At 63.2% G+C, this 16,447-nt stretch carries 16 protein-coding genes and 1 pseudogene; 5 read left to right on the top strand and 12 right to left on the bottom strand.

The features are described 5' to 3' along the window. Position 1 precedes the first annotated feature (1 nt). From sucC to CN933_RS15640, 9 genes and pseudogenes are all read right to left on the bottom strand, one after another. Positions 2 to 1,198 (bottom strand): ADP-forming succinate--CoA ligase subunit beta, encoded by a 1,197-nt coding sequence (gene sucC, locus CN933_RS15600; protein WP_018097289.1) that lies wholly within the window; start codon positions 1,196 to 1,198, stop codon positions 2 to 4. Between the two features lie 33 nt (positions 1,199 to 1,231). Continuing rightward, positions 1,232 to 2,194, bottom strand: a complete 963-nt coding sequence (gene mdh, locus CN933_RS15605; RefSeq protein WP_018097290.1) for a malate dehydrogenase — start codon at positions 2,192 to 2,194, stop codon at positions 1,232 to 1,234. 183 nt (positions 2,195 to 2,377) lie between these two features. Further along, positions 2,378 to 3,532, bottom strand: a complete 1,155-nt coding sequence (gene zapE, locus CN933_RS15610; protein WP_018097291.1) for a cell division protein ZapE — start codon at positions 3,530 to 3,532, stop codon at positions 2,378 to 2,380. A 41-nt stretch (positions 3,533 to 3,573) separates the two neighbouring features. Further along, a pseudogene (locus CN933_RS15615) lies at positions 3,574 to 3,717 on the bottom strand (helix-turn-helix transcriptional regulator); the annotation flags it as partial. Between the two features lie 62 nt (positions 3,718 to 3,779). Beyond that, on the bottom strand, positions 3,780 to 4,319 hold the full coding sequence (locus CN933_RS15620; RefSeq protein ID WP_018097293.1) for a protease inhibitor Inh/omp19 family protein: 540 nt from the start codon (positions 4,317 to 4,319) through the stop codon (positions 3,780 to 3,782). Between the two features lie 194 nt (positions 4,320 to 4,513). After that, the gene (locus CN933_RS15625) at positions 4,514 to 5,584 is read right to left on the bottom strand and encodes an ABC transporter ATP-binding protein (RefSeq protein WP_018097294.1); all 1,071 of its coding nucleotides are present in this window, start codon (positions 5,582 to 5,584) and stop codon (positions 4,514 to 4,516) included. Positions 5,585 to 5,620: 36 nt separating this feature from the next. Then, positions 5,621 to 6,469 carry a carbohydrate ABC transporter permease gene (locus CN933_RS15630; protein ID WP_018097295.1) on the bottom strand — a complete coding sequence of 283 codons (849 nt, stop codon included), beginning with the start codon at positions 6,467 to 6,469 and terminating at the stop codon, positions 5,621 to 5,623. Continuing rightward, positions 6,462 to 7,400, bottom strand: a complete 939-nt coding sequence (locus tag CN933_RS15635; RefSeq protein ID WP_018097296.1) for a carbohydrate ABC transporter permease — start codon at positions 7,398 to 7,400, stop codon at positions 6,462 to 6,464. Before CN933_RS15635 ends, CN933_RS15630 begins: the two co-directional genes overlap by 8 nt. 78 nt (positions 7,401 to 7,478) lie before the next feature. Further along, positions 7,479 to 8,783 (bottom strand): ABC transporter substrate-binding protein, encoded by a 1,305-nt coding sequence (locus tag CN933_RS15640; protein ID WP_026168836.1) that lies wholly within the window; start codon positions 8,781 to 8,783, stop codon positions 7,479 to 7,481. Positions 8,784 to 9,012: 229 nt separating this feature from the next. On the opposite strand from CN933_RS15640, the gene CN933_RS15645 reads away from it, so the two are divergent. The 5 genes from CN933_RS15645 (at position 9,013) to CN933_RS31530 (ending at position 12,877) form a co-directional block, all read left to right on the top strand. Further along, complete coding sequence (locus CN933_RS15645; protein WP_018097298.1) at positions 9,013 to 10,218, top strand: ROK family transcriptional regulator; 1,206 nt, start codon at positions 9,013 to 9,015, stop codon at positions 10,216 to 10,218. 42 nt (positions 10,219 to 10,260) lie between these two features. Next, on the top strand, positions 10,261 to 11,361 hold the full coding sequence (locus CN933_RS15650) for a Gfo/Idh/MocA family protein (protein ID WP_102761822.1): 1,101 nt from the start codon (positions 10,261 to 10,263) through the stop codon (positions 11,359 to 11,361). A gap of 22 nt (positions 11,362 to 11,383) precedes the next feature. After that, positions 11,384 to 12,025 carry a ThuA domain-containing protein gene (locus tag CN933_RS15655; RefSeq protein ID WP_018097300.1) on the top strand — a complete coding sequence of 214 codons (642 nt, stop codon included), beginning with the start codon at positions 11,384 to 11,386 and terminating at the stop codon, positions 12,023 to 12,025. 209 nt (positions 12,026 to 12,234) lie between these two features. Then, complete coding sequence (locus CN933_RS15660; protein WP_018097301.1) at positions 12,235 to 12,498, top strand: type II toxin-antitoxin system prevent-host-death family antitoxin; 264 nt, start codon at positions 12,235 to 12,237, stop codon at positions 12,496 to 12,498. After that, positions 12,470 to 12,877, top strand: a complete 408-nt coding sequence (locus CN933_RS31530) for a hypothetical protein (RefSeq protein ID WP_234704945.1) — start codon at positions 12,470 to 12,472, stop codon at positions 12,875 to 12,877. Before CN933_RS15660 ends, CN933_RS31530 begins: the two co-directional genes overlap by 29 nt. A 176-nt stretch (positions 12,878 to 13,053) precedes the next feature. On the opposite strand, the gene msrA is transcribed toward CN933_RS31530, so the two are convergent. The 3 genes from msrA to sdhA form a co-directional block, all read right to left on the bottom strand. Continuing rightward, positions 13,054 to 13,650: a peptide-methionine (S)-S-oxide reductase MsrA gene (gene msrA / locus CN933_RS15670; RefSeq protein WP_018097303.1), complete on the bottom strand. Its 597-nt coding sequence runs from the start codon at positions 13,648 to 13,650 to the stop codon at positions 13,054 to 13,056. A gap of 152 nt (positions 13,651 to 13,802) precedes the next feature. Further along, entirely contained in the window at positions 13,803 to 14,582 is a 780-nt protein-coding gene (locus tag CN933_RS15675) for a succinate dehydrogenase iron-sulfur subunit (protein WP_003531162.1), read from the bottom strand. A gap of 18 nt (positions 14,583 to 14,600) precedes the next feature. Continuing rightward, on the bottom strand, positions 14,601 to 16,442 hold the full coding sequence (gene sdhA, locus CN933_RS15680; protein ID WP_026168837.1) for a succinate dehydrogenase flavoprotein subunit: 1,842 nt from the start codon (positions 16,440 to 16,442) through the stop codon (positions 14,601 to 14,603). Positions 16,443 to 16,447: the final 5 nt, after the last annotated feature.

Here is a 16,447-nt window from a genome sequence, read left to right on the forward strand (position 1 = left end):
CTCAGGCTCCCTTCACGGCTGCAACGATCTTCTGGGCGGCGTCGTCCAGATCATCGGCGGAAATCACGTTGAGGCCCGATTCATTGATGATCTTCTTGCCGAGCTCGACATTGGTGCCTTCCAGGCGCACGACGAGCGGCACCTTGAGGCCGACTTCCTTGACCGCTGCAAGCACGCCCTCGGCGATGACGTCGCATTTCATGATGCCGCCGAAGATGTTGACGAGGATGCCCTTCACCGCCGGATCGGCCGTGATGATCTTGAAGGCCTGGGTGACCTTTTCCTTCGAGGCACCGCCGCCGACATCGAGGAAGTTCGCGGGCTCGGCGCCGTAGAGCTTGATGATGTCCATCGTCGCCATTGCGAGACCGGCGCCGTTGACCATACAGCCGATATTGCCATCCAGGGCGACGTAGGCGAGGTCGTATTTCGACGCCTCGATTTCCTTGTCGTCCTCTTCCGTCGTGTCGCGCAGCGCGACCACGTCCTCATGGCGGAAGAGGGCGTTGCCGTCGAAGGAGACCTTGGCGTCGAGGACGCGCATCCGGCCGTTCGTCATGACGATCAGCGGATTGACCTCGAGCAGGCTCATGTCCTTTTCGACGAATGCCTTGTAGAGGATCGGGAAGAGCTTCTCGGCATCGGCGCGCGCTTCGCCTTCGAGCTTCAGCGCGTCGGCGAGCGTCTTCAGATTTTCTGCGGTCACACCCTTTTCCGGATCGATCGCGACGGTGACGATCTTCTCCGGCGTATGTTCGGCGACTGCTTCGATGTCCATGCCGCCCTCGGTCGAAACGACGAAGGCCACCCGGCCCACGGAGCGGTCGACGAGGATCGAGAGATAGAGTTCGCGGTCGATATCGGCGCCGTCCTCGATATAGAGGCGGTTGACCTGCTTGCCGGCCGGACCGGTCTGCTTGGTCACCAGCGTGTTGCCGAGCATGTCCTTGGCATTGGCGACGACCTCGTCCACCGACTTGGCCAGGCGCACGCCGCCCTTGGCGTCGGGGCCGAGTTCCTTGAACTTGCCCTTGCCGCGGCCGCCGGCATGAATCTGGCTCTTCACCACGTAAAGCGGTCCCGGCAGCTTCTTCGCAGCCGCTTCTGCCTCGTCGGCGGAGAAGATCGCGACGCCTTCCGCGACCGGCGCGCCATAGCTCTTCAACAGAGCCTTGGCCTGGTATTCATGGATGTTCATGGGTTCTTTCCTGTCTGATAGGCCGGATGGCGGTTACTTCAGGCTGGGTGCGATGTTGATGCACGCTTCGCAAAGGCCGGCGACGGCCGCGACCGACTTGTCGAAGGCTTCCTTCTCGCCCTTGTTGAGGTCGATCTCGATGATGCGCTCGATGCCGCCGGCGCCGATCACGGTGGGCACGCCGACATACATGTCCTTGACGCCATACTGGCCGGAGAGATGAGCGGCGCAGGGCAGCACGCGCTTCTTGTCCTTGAGATAGGCCTCGGCCATTTCGATCGCCGAGGCGGCCGGCGCATAATAGGCCGAGCCGGTCTTGAGCAAGCCGACGATCTCGGCGCCGCCGTCACGGGTGCGCTGAATGATCTGGTCGAGCTTTTCCTTGGTGGTCCAGCCCATCTGGATCAGGTCGGGCAGCGGAATGCCGGCGACGGTCGAATAGCGCGCGAGGGGCACCATGGTGTCCCCATGGCCGCCGAGCACGAAAGCGGTGACGTCCTTGACCGAGACGTTGAACTCCTCCGCAAGGAAGAGCCGGAAGCGCGAAGAGTCGAGCACGCCGGCCATGCCGACGACCTTGTTCTTCGGCAGGCCGGAGAACTTCTGCAGCGCCCAGACCATGGCGTCGAGCGGGTTGGTGATGCAGATGACGAAGGCGTTCGGAGCGTATTTCTTGATGCCGGCGCCGACCTGTTCCATGACCTTGAGGTTGATGCCGAGCAGATCGTCGCGGCTCATGCCGGGCTTGCGCGGCACGCCGGCGGTGACGATGCAGACGTCGGCGCCCTCGATCGCGGAATAGTCGCTCGCACCGGTCATCGATGCATCGAAGCCCTCGACCGGAGAGGACTGCGCGATGTCGAGGCCCTTGCCCTGGGGAATGCCGTCGGCAATGTCGAAGAGGACGATGTCGCCCAGTTCCTTCAGGCCGGCGAGATGCGCCAGCGTGCCACCAATCATCCCCGAACCGATAAGTGCGATCTTGTTGCGCGCCATGAAAGTGCTTCCTTTGTGATCCCAAAATGATCAAGGCCTGAAACGCGGCAAACGCCAAACCTTCGCCGAAAGCCCTTAAACGGCAAAGTGAAAAATATCAATCGATACTTTTGAGCAGAGCAAATTCAATCGGTTAGATCGTAAAATTCTTACGTAAACGTAAGAATTCTTGTCGCCTAAGCGTCATTCCTCCGCTGAATCGTGCGGGTGAGCCGCAGCGTAATCCTGGCTTTGCATCTCGATGAGACGCGAAACCGTACGGTCGAATTCGAAGCCTTCGGTGCCCTTCCTGGCGGTCAGCAGATGCTGCGGTTCGGCGTCAGCCGAGGCGAACAGGCGGGCGCCCTGATCATAGAGAGCGTCGACCAGGATGATGAAGCGCTTCGTCTCGTTGCGCAGGTGGGGCCCGAGATGCGGAACGTGGTCGAGGAAGATGGTGCTGTACTGCGCGACGATCGCAAGGTAGTCGGCGGCGCCGAGCGGCTGCGCGCACAGGTCTGCAAAGGTGAACCGCGCGGCCCGGCCGGCGGCCGCCGGCACGCGGATCGTGCGCCCCTTGCGGCCGATTTCGGCCGAGGCGACCGGCGCTCCGCCCGTCTCCCGATACCAGGCGCGATCCATGGCGGCTTCCGTTTCGGGCCCGAGCGGCGACAGCCAGACGGGCGCGCCATCGGTCTTGCCCAGACGATAATCCGTTTCCGTGTCGAGCGAGATGATCTCGGCATTTGCCTTCAGAAGATCGATGAACGGCAGGAAGAGACCGCGATTGAGGCCGTCGCGATAGAGATTGTCCGGCTCGACGTTTGAGGTCGCGACAAGCACGCAGCCCTTGGCGAACAGTTCGCCGAAGAGCCGCGCCAGTATCATCGCATCGGCGATGTCGGTGACGGTGAACTCGTCGAAACACAGGAGCCGCGCTTCGCCGAAGAGATCGGAAGCGACGGGCGGGATCGGATCGGCCTGCTTGGTCTCGCCGTTCTTGAGCTTCTGCCGGTGCCTGTAGATGCGCTCATGCACATCGGCCATGAATTCGTGGAAATGGGCGCGGCGCTTGCGCTGGATCGGTACGGCGTCGAAGAACATGTCCATCAGCATGGTCTTGCCGCGCCCGACGCCGCCGTGGATATAGAGGCCCTTGACCGGCGGCTGGTCCTTTTTGCGCGCCGCAAAGAGCCAGCCGAGCGCATTGGTCTTGCGCGAGGGGCGGCTCGCCAGGAGCTTTGCCGTCAGGCTGTCTAGCCGTCTTGCGATTGCGAATTGAGCCGGGTCGCGCTGCCGCTCGCCGGCGGCAACGAGCGCCTCGAGCTTGCGAAGAATGCTGTCGTCGGGATTGAGCACGATGCGCTTCTATCGTTTCGTGGTTTTGCGGCTTTGGTCCATCATGCGGCGTGAAGCGGAGAAATGCTCAGATCACCTGCGGCATCACGCGCGCGTTCCAGTTCATAATGGCTTTGGAGATTAATCCAGAATTCCGGCGTCGTACCAAAGGCCTTGGAAAGCCGCAGAGCCGTATCGCCGGTCGTGATCGATTCTTGCAAGTTGAGATGCGGGATGCGGGCGAAACCGCACACACTTCTCCTCCGCCCTAGCGGCTGAGGCTGACCGGCTGCCCGCCATTGGTCGAGCCGTCGAAGCGCGCATCGGCCGTCTTGTAGAGCCGGGCGATCGGATTGCCGCTGCGGTCCTTGAGCACGACCTGCTTGCCCGCCACTTCCCAGGATCCCATGGCCGTCAGCTCGCCGGCGCAGCCGCGCGTGCCGCCGCGCGAACCGCTGCCGAGATTGGTGAGGGTCAGGAACATGTCGCAGGAACTGCCGGCGCTCGAAACGCGCCAGTTGCCGACCATCGACTCCTTCGTTACGTCGAGGGCATTGGTGGCTGCGGCCACTTCCGTGCCGGCCGCCGCGCCGGGCGCTGCGGTGCCCGTCGTCGGTGCGGCCGGGAACTGCGACGCCCCCGCCGGAGGCGGCAGTTGCCCCGCGGAGACGGAAGGTACGGGCTGCGCCTGCAGGGGAGCGGGAGCGCGAGAAACATCCTGAGACCCGAAACCACCGAAGGACGTCCGCTGGCATCCGGCTAGCGCAAGTACAACCGCCAACCCGGCCGCCGCATGTGAAACCCGCATATCTTTACCCCCGACATTGTCCGCGAACCATAACGCAACGCGATAATATAGGCCGAATTACAGCAAAACCACCTTTCAAATCAAGGCAAGCCATTTCGCGTCCGGCAGTTGCAGGATTGAGACGCCCGGCGGATTCGCTCGCATGTGCCTTCACACGGACATGGCCCGCGCCGGCGGACGGCCGGGTGTAATGCTCACAGTGCCGCGCCCGTCTGCCTGTCGAAGACATAGACCTGGCTGCGGTCCATCGCCGCCTTGAAGAGGGAACCATGGCGGGCGGGGTGGTCGCCGTCGACGACGGCGGTTATCTGTTCGCCGGCAAATTCGAAAAGCACATGCGTCTGGGCACCGGTCGGCTCAACCAGCAGCGTCTGGCCGGCAATAGCATTGCCCTCCCCGCCCGCGACGAAATGTTCCGGGCGCAGTCCGATCCGGACCGCCTGCCCGGGCCGCACCTTGCGCTCGGGCGCGATGCGGATCGCCGACCCGTCGCCGAGGCGCACCGCCGGCTCCCCGTCATCGGCATCGACCGTTCCGTCGAGCACGTTCATGGCCGGCGAACCGATGAAACCCGCAACGAAGAGGTTGGCGGGCGTGCGATAGAGCTCCAGCGGCGTGCCCACCTGCTCGATCCTGCCGCCGTTCAAGACGACGATGCGGTCGGCGAGCGTCATCGCCTCGATCTGGTCGTGGGTCACGTAGATCGAGGTGGTGGCGACCTTCTGGTGCAAGGCCTTGATCTCGGTGCGCATCTGCACCCGGAGCTTGGCATCGAGATTGGAGAGCGGTTCGTCGAACAGGAAGACGGCCGGGTCGCGGACAATCGCGCGTCCCATGGCGACGCGCTGGCGCTGGCCGCCGGAAAGCTGGCTCGGCTTGCGATCGAGAAGCTCCGTCAACGCCAGCATGCGCGCCGCCTCGCTGACCTTTCTGTCGATCTCGGGACGGGAGAGACCGGAGAGCTTGAGGTTGAAGCCCATATTCTCGGCCACCGACATGTGCGGGTAGAGCGCGTAGGACTGGAAGACCATGGCGATGTTGCGCTCGCGCGGCGTCAGCGGATTGACCACCTTGCCGCCGATCAGCACCTCGCCGTCGCTGATCTCTTCCAATCCGGCGATCATGCGCAGCAACGTGGATTTGCCGCAGCCGGACGGACCGACGAGCGCGATGAATTCGCCCTCCGCGATCGAGAGAGACACGCCGTGGACCACCTCGAGCGCAGCATAGCTCTTGCGGATGTCCCTGAGTTCGACCGATGCCATATGCTTTCTCCTTGGAACGACGCGTCAGGAAAGGGCTCAGGATTTCACCGCGCCGGCCGTCAGGCCTGCGATGATGTGCTTCTGGGCGAGAAAGAAGACGATCACCGTCGGCAGGATCGTCAGCGTGATGAAGGCGAGCACGAGCTGCCAATCGGTGCCGAACTCGCCGCGATAGACCATGATGCCGAGCGGCCAGGGATATTTCGCCTCCGTGTTCAGCATGATCAGCGGCAGGATGTAGCTGTTCCAGCTATGCACGAAGGTGATGATGCCGACCGTCGAGACGATGGGGCGGGAAAGCGGAAGGGAAATGTACCAGAAGAAGCGGATGTAGCCGCAGCCGTCGACGAAGGCGGCCTGGAAGAGTTCTTCCGGCAGGTTCCGGAAATAATTGCGGAAAAGCAGGATGCTCATGCCGAGGCCGAAGGCCACCTGGGGCAGGATCACGCCCCAATAGGTGTCGAGCAGGCCGAGATCGCGGATGCGGATGAAGAGCGGCAGGATCGCCGTTGCCGCCGGAAACATGAGCCCGATCAGGAAGTAGTTCAGCAAATGGTTCGAACCGAAGAACCTGACATGGGCGAAGGTGAAGGCGGCCATGGCCGAAACGATGACGGTCAGCGCCACCGTTATGGCCGCGATGAACAGCGAGTTCAGCATCTGCCGCCAGTAGCGGTCGCCGAAAAGGATATCGAGATAGTTCGACCACAGCCATTCGGAAGGCAGGCCGAACGGATTGACGCGCAGATCGCCGAGCGACTTGAAGCCGCCGAGCGCCGTGGTGACCAGGGGCAGCAGGACCAGCATCGCCACCAGCGACAGCGACACGTAGAGATAGAGGCGGGTGGCTGCGGTCATGCGAACGGAAGAAGTCGTGTCAGTCATGGCGCATGAATATCCGTTTGTAGCCGAAAGCGAGCGTGACGCAGATGACGAAGAGGACCACGCCGACCGCGCTTCCGAGCCCCACCTGCATGCGGGTGACGCCGTAGGTGTAGAGGAAGGTCACCATGGTCTGCGTCGAGTTCGACGGCCCGCCGCCCGTGAGGGGCATCACGAGGTCGAAGAGCTGCAGCGATCCGATGACGGCGAAGAAGATCGACAGCCTGACGGTCGAGCCGAGGAGCGGCAGGGTCACGTAACGGAATTTCTGCCAACCGGTCGCTCCGTCGATCTCGGCAGCTTCGAGCACGCTCCTGTCGACCGCCTGCAGGCCGGCGATGAACAGCATCATGTGGAAGCCGAAATACTTCCAGATGATGACGGCAAGCACCGCATAGATGGCAAGGCTGCGGTCGGCGAGCACGTAGGGGGTGGCGACGCCGAAGAAGCCGGCGACCGCGGCCACGAGCCCGTAGTCGCCATCATAGACGAAACGCCAGATGAGCCCGGCCGCGACATCCGCCAGCACGTAGGGCAGAAAGAAGATCAGCCGGAAGGCGACGACGCCGGCGATCCTGTGCGCGAGCATCATAGCAAGCCAGAGGGCGAGCGGAATCTGCAGGAGCACCGAAACGAGAATGATGATGCCGTTGTTGATCAGCGCCCGCGAGAAGGCCGCATTGTTGAACAGCACCTCGAAATTGCGCAGGCCTACGAACTGCGTCGGGGTTCCGTAGCCGTTCCAGCGATAGAGGCTGTACCAGGCCGCCTCTCCCATCGGCAGGATGACGAAGACCGTGAACAGCAGCAGGGCCGGCGGCAGAAAGAGGATGAGCACCGGCAGGCGCCCGCGCACGGTCGGGCTCTTGTACCGCACTTTCTTGCGGCTTGCCGTGGCCGGCGCCGCGGTGATCGTCGCAGTCGCGTCGGTCATCTGGTCCTCGCACCTTTCGTTCCGGATGGTCGAAGGAAAGCCGGGCGGCGGGAGCTCCCGCCGCCCTCGCTTACGCACTCATTCGAGTTCGCGGGCGTCCTGGATCATCCGGGCCGCCTCTTCCGAGGACATCTGTCCGGAGACGATTTCGACCGAAGCGTCGTTCACGACGCGGCCGAGGGAGGGGCCGAGATCCTGGTCGAAATAGTTCTGGTGCCAGGTAGAGGCCGCGAGCTGGTCGGCCGAAGCCCGCACCAGCGGGTTGGTGACGCCATCCTCGGCCCCTGCCGCCGCCGGGACGATCATGCCGATGCTCGCCATTAGCCGCTCGTTTTCCGCATTGGTCAGGTAGCGCAGGAAATCCAGCGCTTCAGGCGGAGCATTTTTGGTTACCGCCCAGCCGTTGAGACCGCCCAGTGTGTCGGTGGCAGCACCCGCCCCGCCCTCGACGGCGGGGAAGGGAAAGCGGCCGATATTCTCTGGCGCGAGGCCCTTGCCGTCGCCGGAATTGGCGCGCTGGGTGGCTTCGGTCGTCTCGAAGCTCAGGATCATCGCCGCCTTGCCGTCGCCGAACAGGCCGAGCGTCTGCGGCCAGCTCGCGCCGAGATAACCGCCCTGGAACGGCTCGAGCTTGCCGAGCTCGGCGAGCTGCTCGCCGGCCTTGATGATCGACGGATGCAGGAAGCCCTCGCCCTCGTTGTTCCTGGCATCCTCGAAGACCTGCTGGCCGCCATTGCGCATGACCAGGTAGCTCCAGTAGAAATGCAACGGCCACTTGTCGCCGCCGCCGCCGGCGATCGGCGTAATGCCGGCCTCCTTCAGCGTCTTCACGGCCGTGAGGAAATCGTCCCAGGTCTTGATGTCCTCGGCCTTGACGCCACCCTTCTGAAAGAGCTCCTTGTTATAGAAGAAGCTGATCGTTCCCATTTTGAAGGGAACCGCATAAATTCTGTCGTCAAAGGTGAAGCCCTTGAGCGCAGCGGGATTGTAGCTCTTCTCCCAGGCGCCGCCGTCGGCGCGCATCGCCTCCGTCAGATCCATGAGCGCCCCGGTCTCGGATTGCTGCTTCAGCACGCCGCCACCCCAGCTATAGAAGAAATGGGGCGCGTCGTCCGACTGCAGAAGCGTCGGCAGCTTCGCCTTGAATGCCTCGTTTTCCAGGAACTGGAGCTGAATATCGACGCCCGCATGTTCCGATTCGTACTTTGCGGCGATGTCCTCCCACATCTTTAAATAGGCCGGAACAGTCTCCAGATGAAGCCACCTGACCACCGTATCGGCGGATGCGTGGCTCGCATCGAAGAGAAGCGCCATGCCGGCTACGGCAGCAAGCGCGGAAAGTCTGGTGGCGCGCAGAGGCGCCGACCCACGTTCGAGCATCATCATCTTTCTCCTCCCAAACTCCTTCAAGGGGGCAAAACGTCCTCTTCATTTTGTCCCCAATACGGATTAATTCAGAGGAGATGCCGGCAAATGTCAACAGCCCTCGCGAATATTTCGGGAGCTCCGCTTGACAGGAGGCGCTAATTGCCCGTTATTTAATTCGTATTCCTGCTAAATGATTTCACCCCGCCCAGCCAACCAATCCAGCATGCGAGCATACTGAAGACCGATGAAGACCGCCGATCCCGAACTGATGCGCGCGATAAATCGCTTCAACGTGCTCGATACGATCCGCCGGCACGGCCCCATTTCACGCGTCGAGATCAGCGAACGCACCGAACTGTCCACGACCACCGTTTCCGCGATCACCGCGTCGCTGCTTGACGACGGCCTCATCCTGACCCGGCACGAGGGCGATATCCGCAACGCTGCCGCAAGGGGCCGCCCGCGCGTCATGCTGGAGCTCGACCCGGAGGCCGCTCGCGTCGTCGGTGCCAAGATCGCCGCCAATCGCATGGTTTTCGCCGTCTGCAACTTTCGCGGCGAAGTGCTCTCCGACCTGACTTTGCCGATCCGGGTCGACCGCCAGCCGATCGCCGTCATCGCCGATCTGATCGAGGACGGCGTGCGCCGCTGCGTGGTCGACGCCGACCTTTCGCTCGACGACATCGATTCGATCTGCATCGGTCTGCCGGGCGTGGTCGAACACCGCACCGGTCACGTCCGCTCCAGCCCGATCTTCCGGGAAACGGACGTCGATTTCGCAAGCGAAATGACGAGCAGGCTCAACGTCCCGACGATCGTCGAGAGCGACGCGCACGCCATCACGCTTGCCCATCACTGGTTCGGTCGCGCCCGCGACCTCGACGACATGGTTCTCGTTTCGCTGGAGCAGACCCTCGGGCTCGGCGTGCTGCATGGCGGCCAGCTTTTCCGAGGCGCCGGGGGCCTGAGCCACAATCTCGGCGATCTTGTGCTCGGCGTCGGCGAGAGCCGTACCGTCCGCCTTTCGACGCTCGCCGGGGAGAACGCGATTCTCGGCGAACACCCGATGGACGGGCGATTCGCCGAGGCGGTGCGCCTCGGACGGGGCATGACGCATGCGCAGATGCTGATCGCGGCCGAGGACGAAGCGCTGACCACGGCCGCCTCACGGGCCGGAGAAGCGGTCGGGCTCGCGGTCGCCAACATAGTTACGCTGTTCGGACCGCCGCGCGTCGTCATCGTCGGTTCGAGCCTGTCGCTCGGCACCGTTTTCGTGGAGAGCATCCGCCGGTCCTTTCAGAACGCGATCCCGCCCTCGATCTCGACGGTGGCCGAACTCGTCTTCGACGAATCGGCCGACGAGACCTGGGCTCAGGGGGCGGCGGTCGTGGCGCTCTGCGAACTCTACGAGTCCCCCTGGGGGACGACCGGACCGGCACCGGCGCTTTGATGCGCTGCGCCGAACTTATGTATCCATTTCGGGAGGAGACTGATGGAAAAACTCGGTATCGGCATCATCGGCTGCGGCAACATCTCGTCGGCCTATCTGAAGGCGATGGCAGCCTTTCCGATCCTCGACATCCGCGGCATCGCCGACCTGAACCGCAACCTTGCCGAAGAGCGCGCGGCGGAGTTCAAGGTCGAGGCGCGCGGCGTCGCCGATCTCCTCGCGGACCCGTCGATCGAGCTCATCGTCAACCTGACCGTGCCGAAGGCGCACGTAGCCGTCGCCATGCAGGCCCTCGAGGCCGGCAAGCACACCTATTCCGAAAAGCCGCTCGCCACCGACTTCGCTGACGGACGCAAGCTGGTGGCGCTGGCTCGGGAGAAAGGCCTGCGGATCGGCGCCGCCCCGGACACCTTTCTCGGCGGCTCGCATCAGACGGCACGCGCAATCGTCGATTCCGGCGTGCTCGGCACGCCCGTCGGCGGCACCGCCACCTTCATGTGCCCGGGTCACGAGCGCTGGCATCCCAATCCGGACTTCTATTACGACGTCGGCGGCGGACCGATGCTCGATATGGGTCCCTACTACATCACCGACCTCGTCAACCTTCTCGGCCCCGTCGCCAAGGTTGCCGGATTTGCCACGGCGGCACGGAAGGAGCGGACCATCACCAGCGAGGCGCGCAACGGCGAACGCATCCCCGTCCGCGTGCCGACCCATGTCGCCGGCATCATGGCCTTCGAGAATGGAGCCGTCGTGCAGATCGGCATGAGCTTCGATGTGGCGGGCCACAGGCATGTGCCTCTCGAGCTCTATGGAACCGAGGGCACGCTGATCGTCCCGGATCCGAACCATTTCGGCGGCCAGATCGAGCTACTGAAAAAGGGCGGCGCCTTCGAGCAGACCGCGACGAGCGAGCCCTATGCCGACGGCAATTACCGCTCGATCGGGGTGGCCGACATGGCACATGCGATCCGCTCGGGCCGGCCGCACCGGGCAAACGGAGACCTCGCCTTGCACGTGCTGGAGGTCATGGAAGCGTTCCACAAGGCGGCCGATACCGGTTCTACCGTCAGCATCAGCACGAAGGCCGAGCGGCCGGCCCCTCTGTCGCAATCGCTCGTCGACGGCCGCATCGGCCGCTAGTCAAATTTGAGGAGGAATGAGAATGCGCGAGGCACTGATCGTCTGGGGCGGCTGGAGCGGGCACGAGCCGCAGGAATGCGCCCATATCATCCGCGACATGCTGCAGGAGGACGGGTTCAAGGTCTATCTGGAACACACGACCGAAGCCTTCGCCGATCCGTCGATCCACGACCTGTCACTGATCGTTCCGATCATGACGATGTCGAAGATCGAGAAGGAAGAGGTAAAGAATCTCGCCGCGGCCGTCGAAGGCGGCGTCGGTATCGCCGGCTATCACGGCGGCGCGGGCGATGCCTTCCGCGAGAGCGTCGAATACCAGTTCATCATCGGCGGCCAGTGGGTGGCCCACCCGGGCAACATCATCGACTATCGCGTGAACATTACGCGCCCCGACGATCCGCTGATGGAGGGTATCTCCGATTTTCCCTATACCTCGGAGCAATATTACATGCATGTCGATCCGTCCAACGAGGTGCTGGCAACGACCACCTTCTCCGGCGAGCATGCCTCCTGGATCGAAGGCGTGACGATGCCGGTGGTCTGGAAGCGCAAGCATGGGAAGGGCCGGGTCTTCTACTCCTCGCTCGGGCATGTGGCCAAGGAATTCGAGGTGCCCGAGATGCGCACGATCTTCCGCCGCGGCGCGAATTGGGCTGCGCGCTGACGGGGGATACGGCGGATCGACCGGGTCCGCCGCGCTCGTCGATGGCGCTCCCTCGAGGTCTACGATGCAGCCCGGAGAAGCCTGCAGTGGCGGAGGACATCGAGCCGCAGTTTGACGCGCTCACCCAAGTCTGGCCACGGGGTAACTCAGCGCTGGACGTAGCCGCATAATTTACGTATTTTACGTATATTGGGAACGGAGCGACGCAGATGAAGCAATTCACTTTCAGCGAAATGAATCGCGCGTCCGGCGAGATCCTCGAGGCAGCGTTGATCGAGCCCGTAGCGCTTACCAAGCGCGGAAAGGAAAAGCTCGTCATCCTGTCCGCTGCTCAGTATCAGAAACTGGTTGGCCGACCTCACGCGGCCGCCTACACGCTCGAGAATGCGCCGGACGATATTCATGATGAACTCATGACCGGCCTCGATGCGATCATTGCCAGCGATGACCACGACGATGTTCAAGGCGGGTGACGTCCTTCGCTGCTACTATCTTTGGGCGAGGCAAGCCGGCGACGGTGAGGAATCGGGCCGCAAGGAGCGGCCGGTTTGCCTTTTGGTGAAGACACCGACGGAGCCGGTGAAGCTGTTTTTGTTCCCGATCACCTCACGGAGTCCGGATCCGTCGATCGTCCACATTGCCGTCAGCGAAATCGAATGCCGCCGTGGCGGGCTCCGTTTCCCGTCCTGGCTGATCCTGGACGAGTACAATCTGCTCCGTCTCGACGAAGCCTATGATCTCGCATCGACAACGCCGATCGGCACCTTCAGCCCGGCTTTCGTTCGCAAGGTGGCCACCCTGATCAAGCAAGCGGCGGCGCAACGCCGTCTGCGCGTTGTCATCCGAAAGTAGAAAGGATGCCTTCCGGACAGCGAAGGAGCGCGCTTCGAGAAACGCATTGACGCGGGCTACGCCCGCAAATGGGCTTGAAGAGAGGCCGGGCGCGAAAGCAAACCGGCCAATTGCATACCCAATCCTATCCAACACTTCTTATGCAGGATGCCGACGGGCGGATGAGGGGCAATCGATCAATGATCGACGCCTGCATAGGCGCGATCGCCCCAGAGCTTCTCGACAGTTCGGTTTCTGCCGCAGCCGTTGCGATAGTACCAGTAGCGGATCGGGTTCCGCTTGCCGAAGTCCTGATGGTAGTCTTCCGCCGGCCAGAATTTCGCTGCGCCTTCGACGGGCGTGACGATCGGCCGGCCGAGCTCCGCCTCGGCCTTGATCTTTTCCGCCTTCGCGTCCATCGCCTGCCGCTCGTTCAGCGCATAGATCGCGGTCGTATAGGCGAAGCCCCGGTCGCAGAACTGGCCACCGTCATCCGTCGGGTCCGTCGTACGGAACAGGACGCCGACGAGCTCCGCATAGGAGACCCGGTCCGGGTCGAACTTCACGCGCACCACCTCGCGGTGTCCACCCCTCGAATAATCTTCATAGGTCGGGTTCGCGCTCTTGCCGCCGGCATAGCCGGAGATCGTTTCGAGAACGCCGGGCACGGCGTCGAAGTCGCTCTCGACGCACCAGAAGCAGCCGCCGGCGAAGATAGCATATTGCGGTTCTGCCGCCCGCGCCGGCAGCAACAGGAAACAAGTGACGAGAAAACCGAGCAGCAGGCGAAGCATCGGCGACCCTCCATCCTCGGCTATTACCTAACTGCCTCGCGGCGCGTTTCAAATCACTTAGCAACACGTCGATGTGACGGACGTGAAAGCAAAACGGCGAGCCGAGGCCCGCCGTTGAAATGATGCTGAGAAACACCTGCAGGACGGAAGGGTCAGAACCGCCGCTCGACCAGCATCTTCTTGATCTCGCCGATCGCCTTGGCGGGGTTCAACCCCTTCGGACAGGCCTGGGCGCAGTTCATGATCGTGTGGCAGCGATAGAGCCGGAACGGATCTTCGAGATTGTCGAGACGCTCGCCAGTGGCCTCGTCTCTGGAGTCGATCAGCCAGCGATAGGCCTGCAGGAGGACGGCGGGGCCGAGGTAGCGGTCACCGTTCCACCAATAGCTCGGACAGGAGGTCGAGCAGCAGGCGCAGAGAATGCACTCATAGAGCCCGTCGAGCTTCAGGCGATCTTCGTGGCTCTGCCGCCATTCCTTGGCCGGCGTCGGCGAAACGGTTTTCAGCCAGGGCTCGATCGAACGGTGCTGGGCATAGAAATTGGTGAGGTCGGGCACGAGGTCCTTGACGACGGGCATGTGCGGCAGCGGATACACCTTCACGGCGCCCTTCACCTCATCCATGCCCTTGGTGCAGGCGAGCGTATTGGTGCCGTCGATATTCATCGCACAGGAGCCGCAGATGCCTTCGCGGCAGGAGCGGCGCAGCGTCAGCGTCGGATCGATGTTGTTCTTGATGTAGAGCAGACCGTCCAGAACCATCGGGCCGCAATCGTCGATATCGATGTAATAGGTATCGATCCGCGGGTTTTTGCCGTCGTCCGGATTCCAGCGATAGACCCGGTATTCGCGCAGGTTCGCCGCACCGACCGGTTTCGGCCACACCTTGCCTTCGGTGATCTGCGAGTTCTTGGGGAGAGCGAGTTCAACCATGTGCCTTAGTCCTCGAGATCAGTAGACGCGCGCCTTCGGCTCGATCTTGTAGGGATCGATGCCTTCGGCGATCAGCTCGGTGTGCACCGGACGAAAATCGAGCCGGACGTCGCCCGCTTCGTTGACCCAGGCAAGCGTGTGCTTGCGCCAGTTGACGTCGTCTCGACCGGCGAGCGGGCCGTCCTTGTAGTCCTCGCGCGCATGCGCGCCGCGGCTTTCCTTGCGCGCCTCGGCGCCGTAGACCGTGGTGATGGCGTTGGCCATCAGGTTTTCGAGCTCCAGCGTCTCGACGAGATCCGAGTTCCAGATCATCGAGCGGTCGGTGACCCTGACGTCCGGCAGTTCCTTCCAGATCGCAGACAGGCGACGGCAGCCGGATTCGAGCGACTCCTGCGTACGGAACACGGCCGCGTCTTCCTGCATGGCGCGCTGCATCTTGTCACGCAGCACTGCCGTGGGCGTGGTGCCGTTGGCGTGCCGCAGCCGGTCGAAACGCTCCATGATGCGGTCGCAGGAGGCCGTGTCGACGTCCGGCACCGCCTCGTTGCGGTCGATGATCTGGCCGGCGCGGATCGCCGCCGCACGGCCGAAGACGACAAGGTCGATCAGCGAGTTCGAGCCGAGCCGGTTGGCGCCGTGCACCGAGGCGCAGCCGGCTTCGCCGACGGCCATCAGTCCGGGCGCGATTCGCTCCGGGTTCTGGCCGTCCGCATTCAGCACTTCGCCCCAGTAATTGGTCGGCACGCCGCCCATATTGTAGTGAACGGTCGGCAGCACCGGGATCGGCTCGCGCGTGACGTCGACGCCGGCGAAAATCTTCGCCGATTCCGAAATGCCCGGCAGGCGCTCATGCAGCACTGCGGGATCGAGATGGTCGAGATGCAGGAAGATATGGTCCTTGTTCTTGCCGACGCCTCGGCCCTCGCGGATTTCCATCGTCATGCAGCGGGAAACGACGTCGCGCGAGGCAAGGTCCTTGGCAGAGGGCGCGTAGCGCTCCATGAAGCGCTCGCCCTCGGAATTGACCAGATAGCCGCCCTCGCCGCGGGCGCCTTCGGTGATGAGGCAGCCTGCGCCGTAAATGCCGGTCGGATGGAACTGCACGAATTCCATATCCTGCAGCGGCAGACCGGCGCGCGCAATCATGCCGCCGCCGTCGCCGGTGCAGGTATGCGCCGAGGTCGCGGAGAAATAGGCGCGGCCGTAGCCGCCGGTCGCCAGCACCACCATCTTGGCGGCGAACCGGTGGATCGTGCCGTCGTCGAGGTTCCAGGCGACCACGCCGGTGCAGCGGCCGTCAGCCGACATGATCAGGTCGATGGCGAAATATTCGATGAAGAATTCGGCATTGTTCCGGAGCGATTGGCCGTAAAGCGTATGCAGGATCGCGTGGCCGGTACGGTCGGCGGCGGCGCAGGTGCGCTGCACCGGCGGCCCTTCGCCGTAGTTCTGCATGTGGCCGCCGAAGGGGCGCTGATAGATCTTGCCTTCTTCGTTGCGCGAGAACGGAACGCCATAGTGCTCGAGTTCGTAGACCGCCTTCGGCGCTTCCATTGCGAGATACTGCATGGCGTCGACATCGCCGAGCCAGTCGGAGCCCTTGACGGTGTCATAAAGATGCCACTGCCAGCAGTCGGGCGTCATGTTCTGCAGCGAAGCGGCGATGCCGCCCTGTGCCGCGACCGTATGCGAACGCGTCGGGAAGACCTTGGTTATGCAGGCCGTCCTCAGGCCCTGCTCGGCCATGCCGAGCGTCGCGCGCAGGCCCGCCCCGCCGGCGCCGACGACGACGACGTCGAAGGAATGGTCGACATATTGATATGCCTTGCCGTTTGCAGCGGGTGAACTGATCGATGCCATGACGA

This window comes from Sinorhizobium sp. M4_45, assembly GCF_002885915.1.
Classification (GTDB): Bacteria; Pseudomonadota; Alphaproteobacteria; order Rhizobiales; family Rhizobiaceae; genus Sinorhizobium; species Sinorhizobium meliloti_A.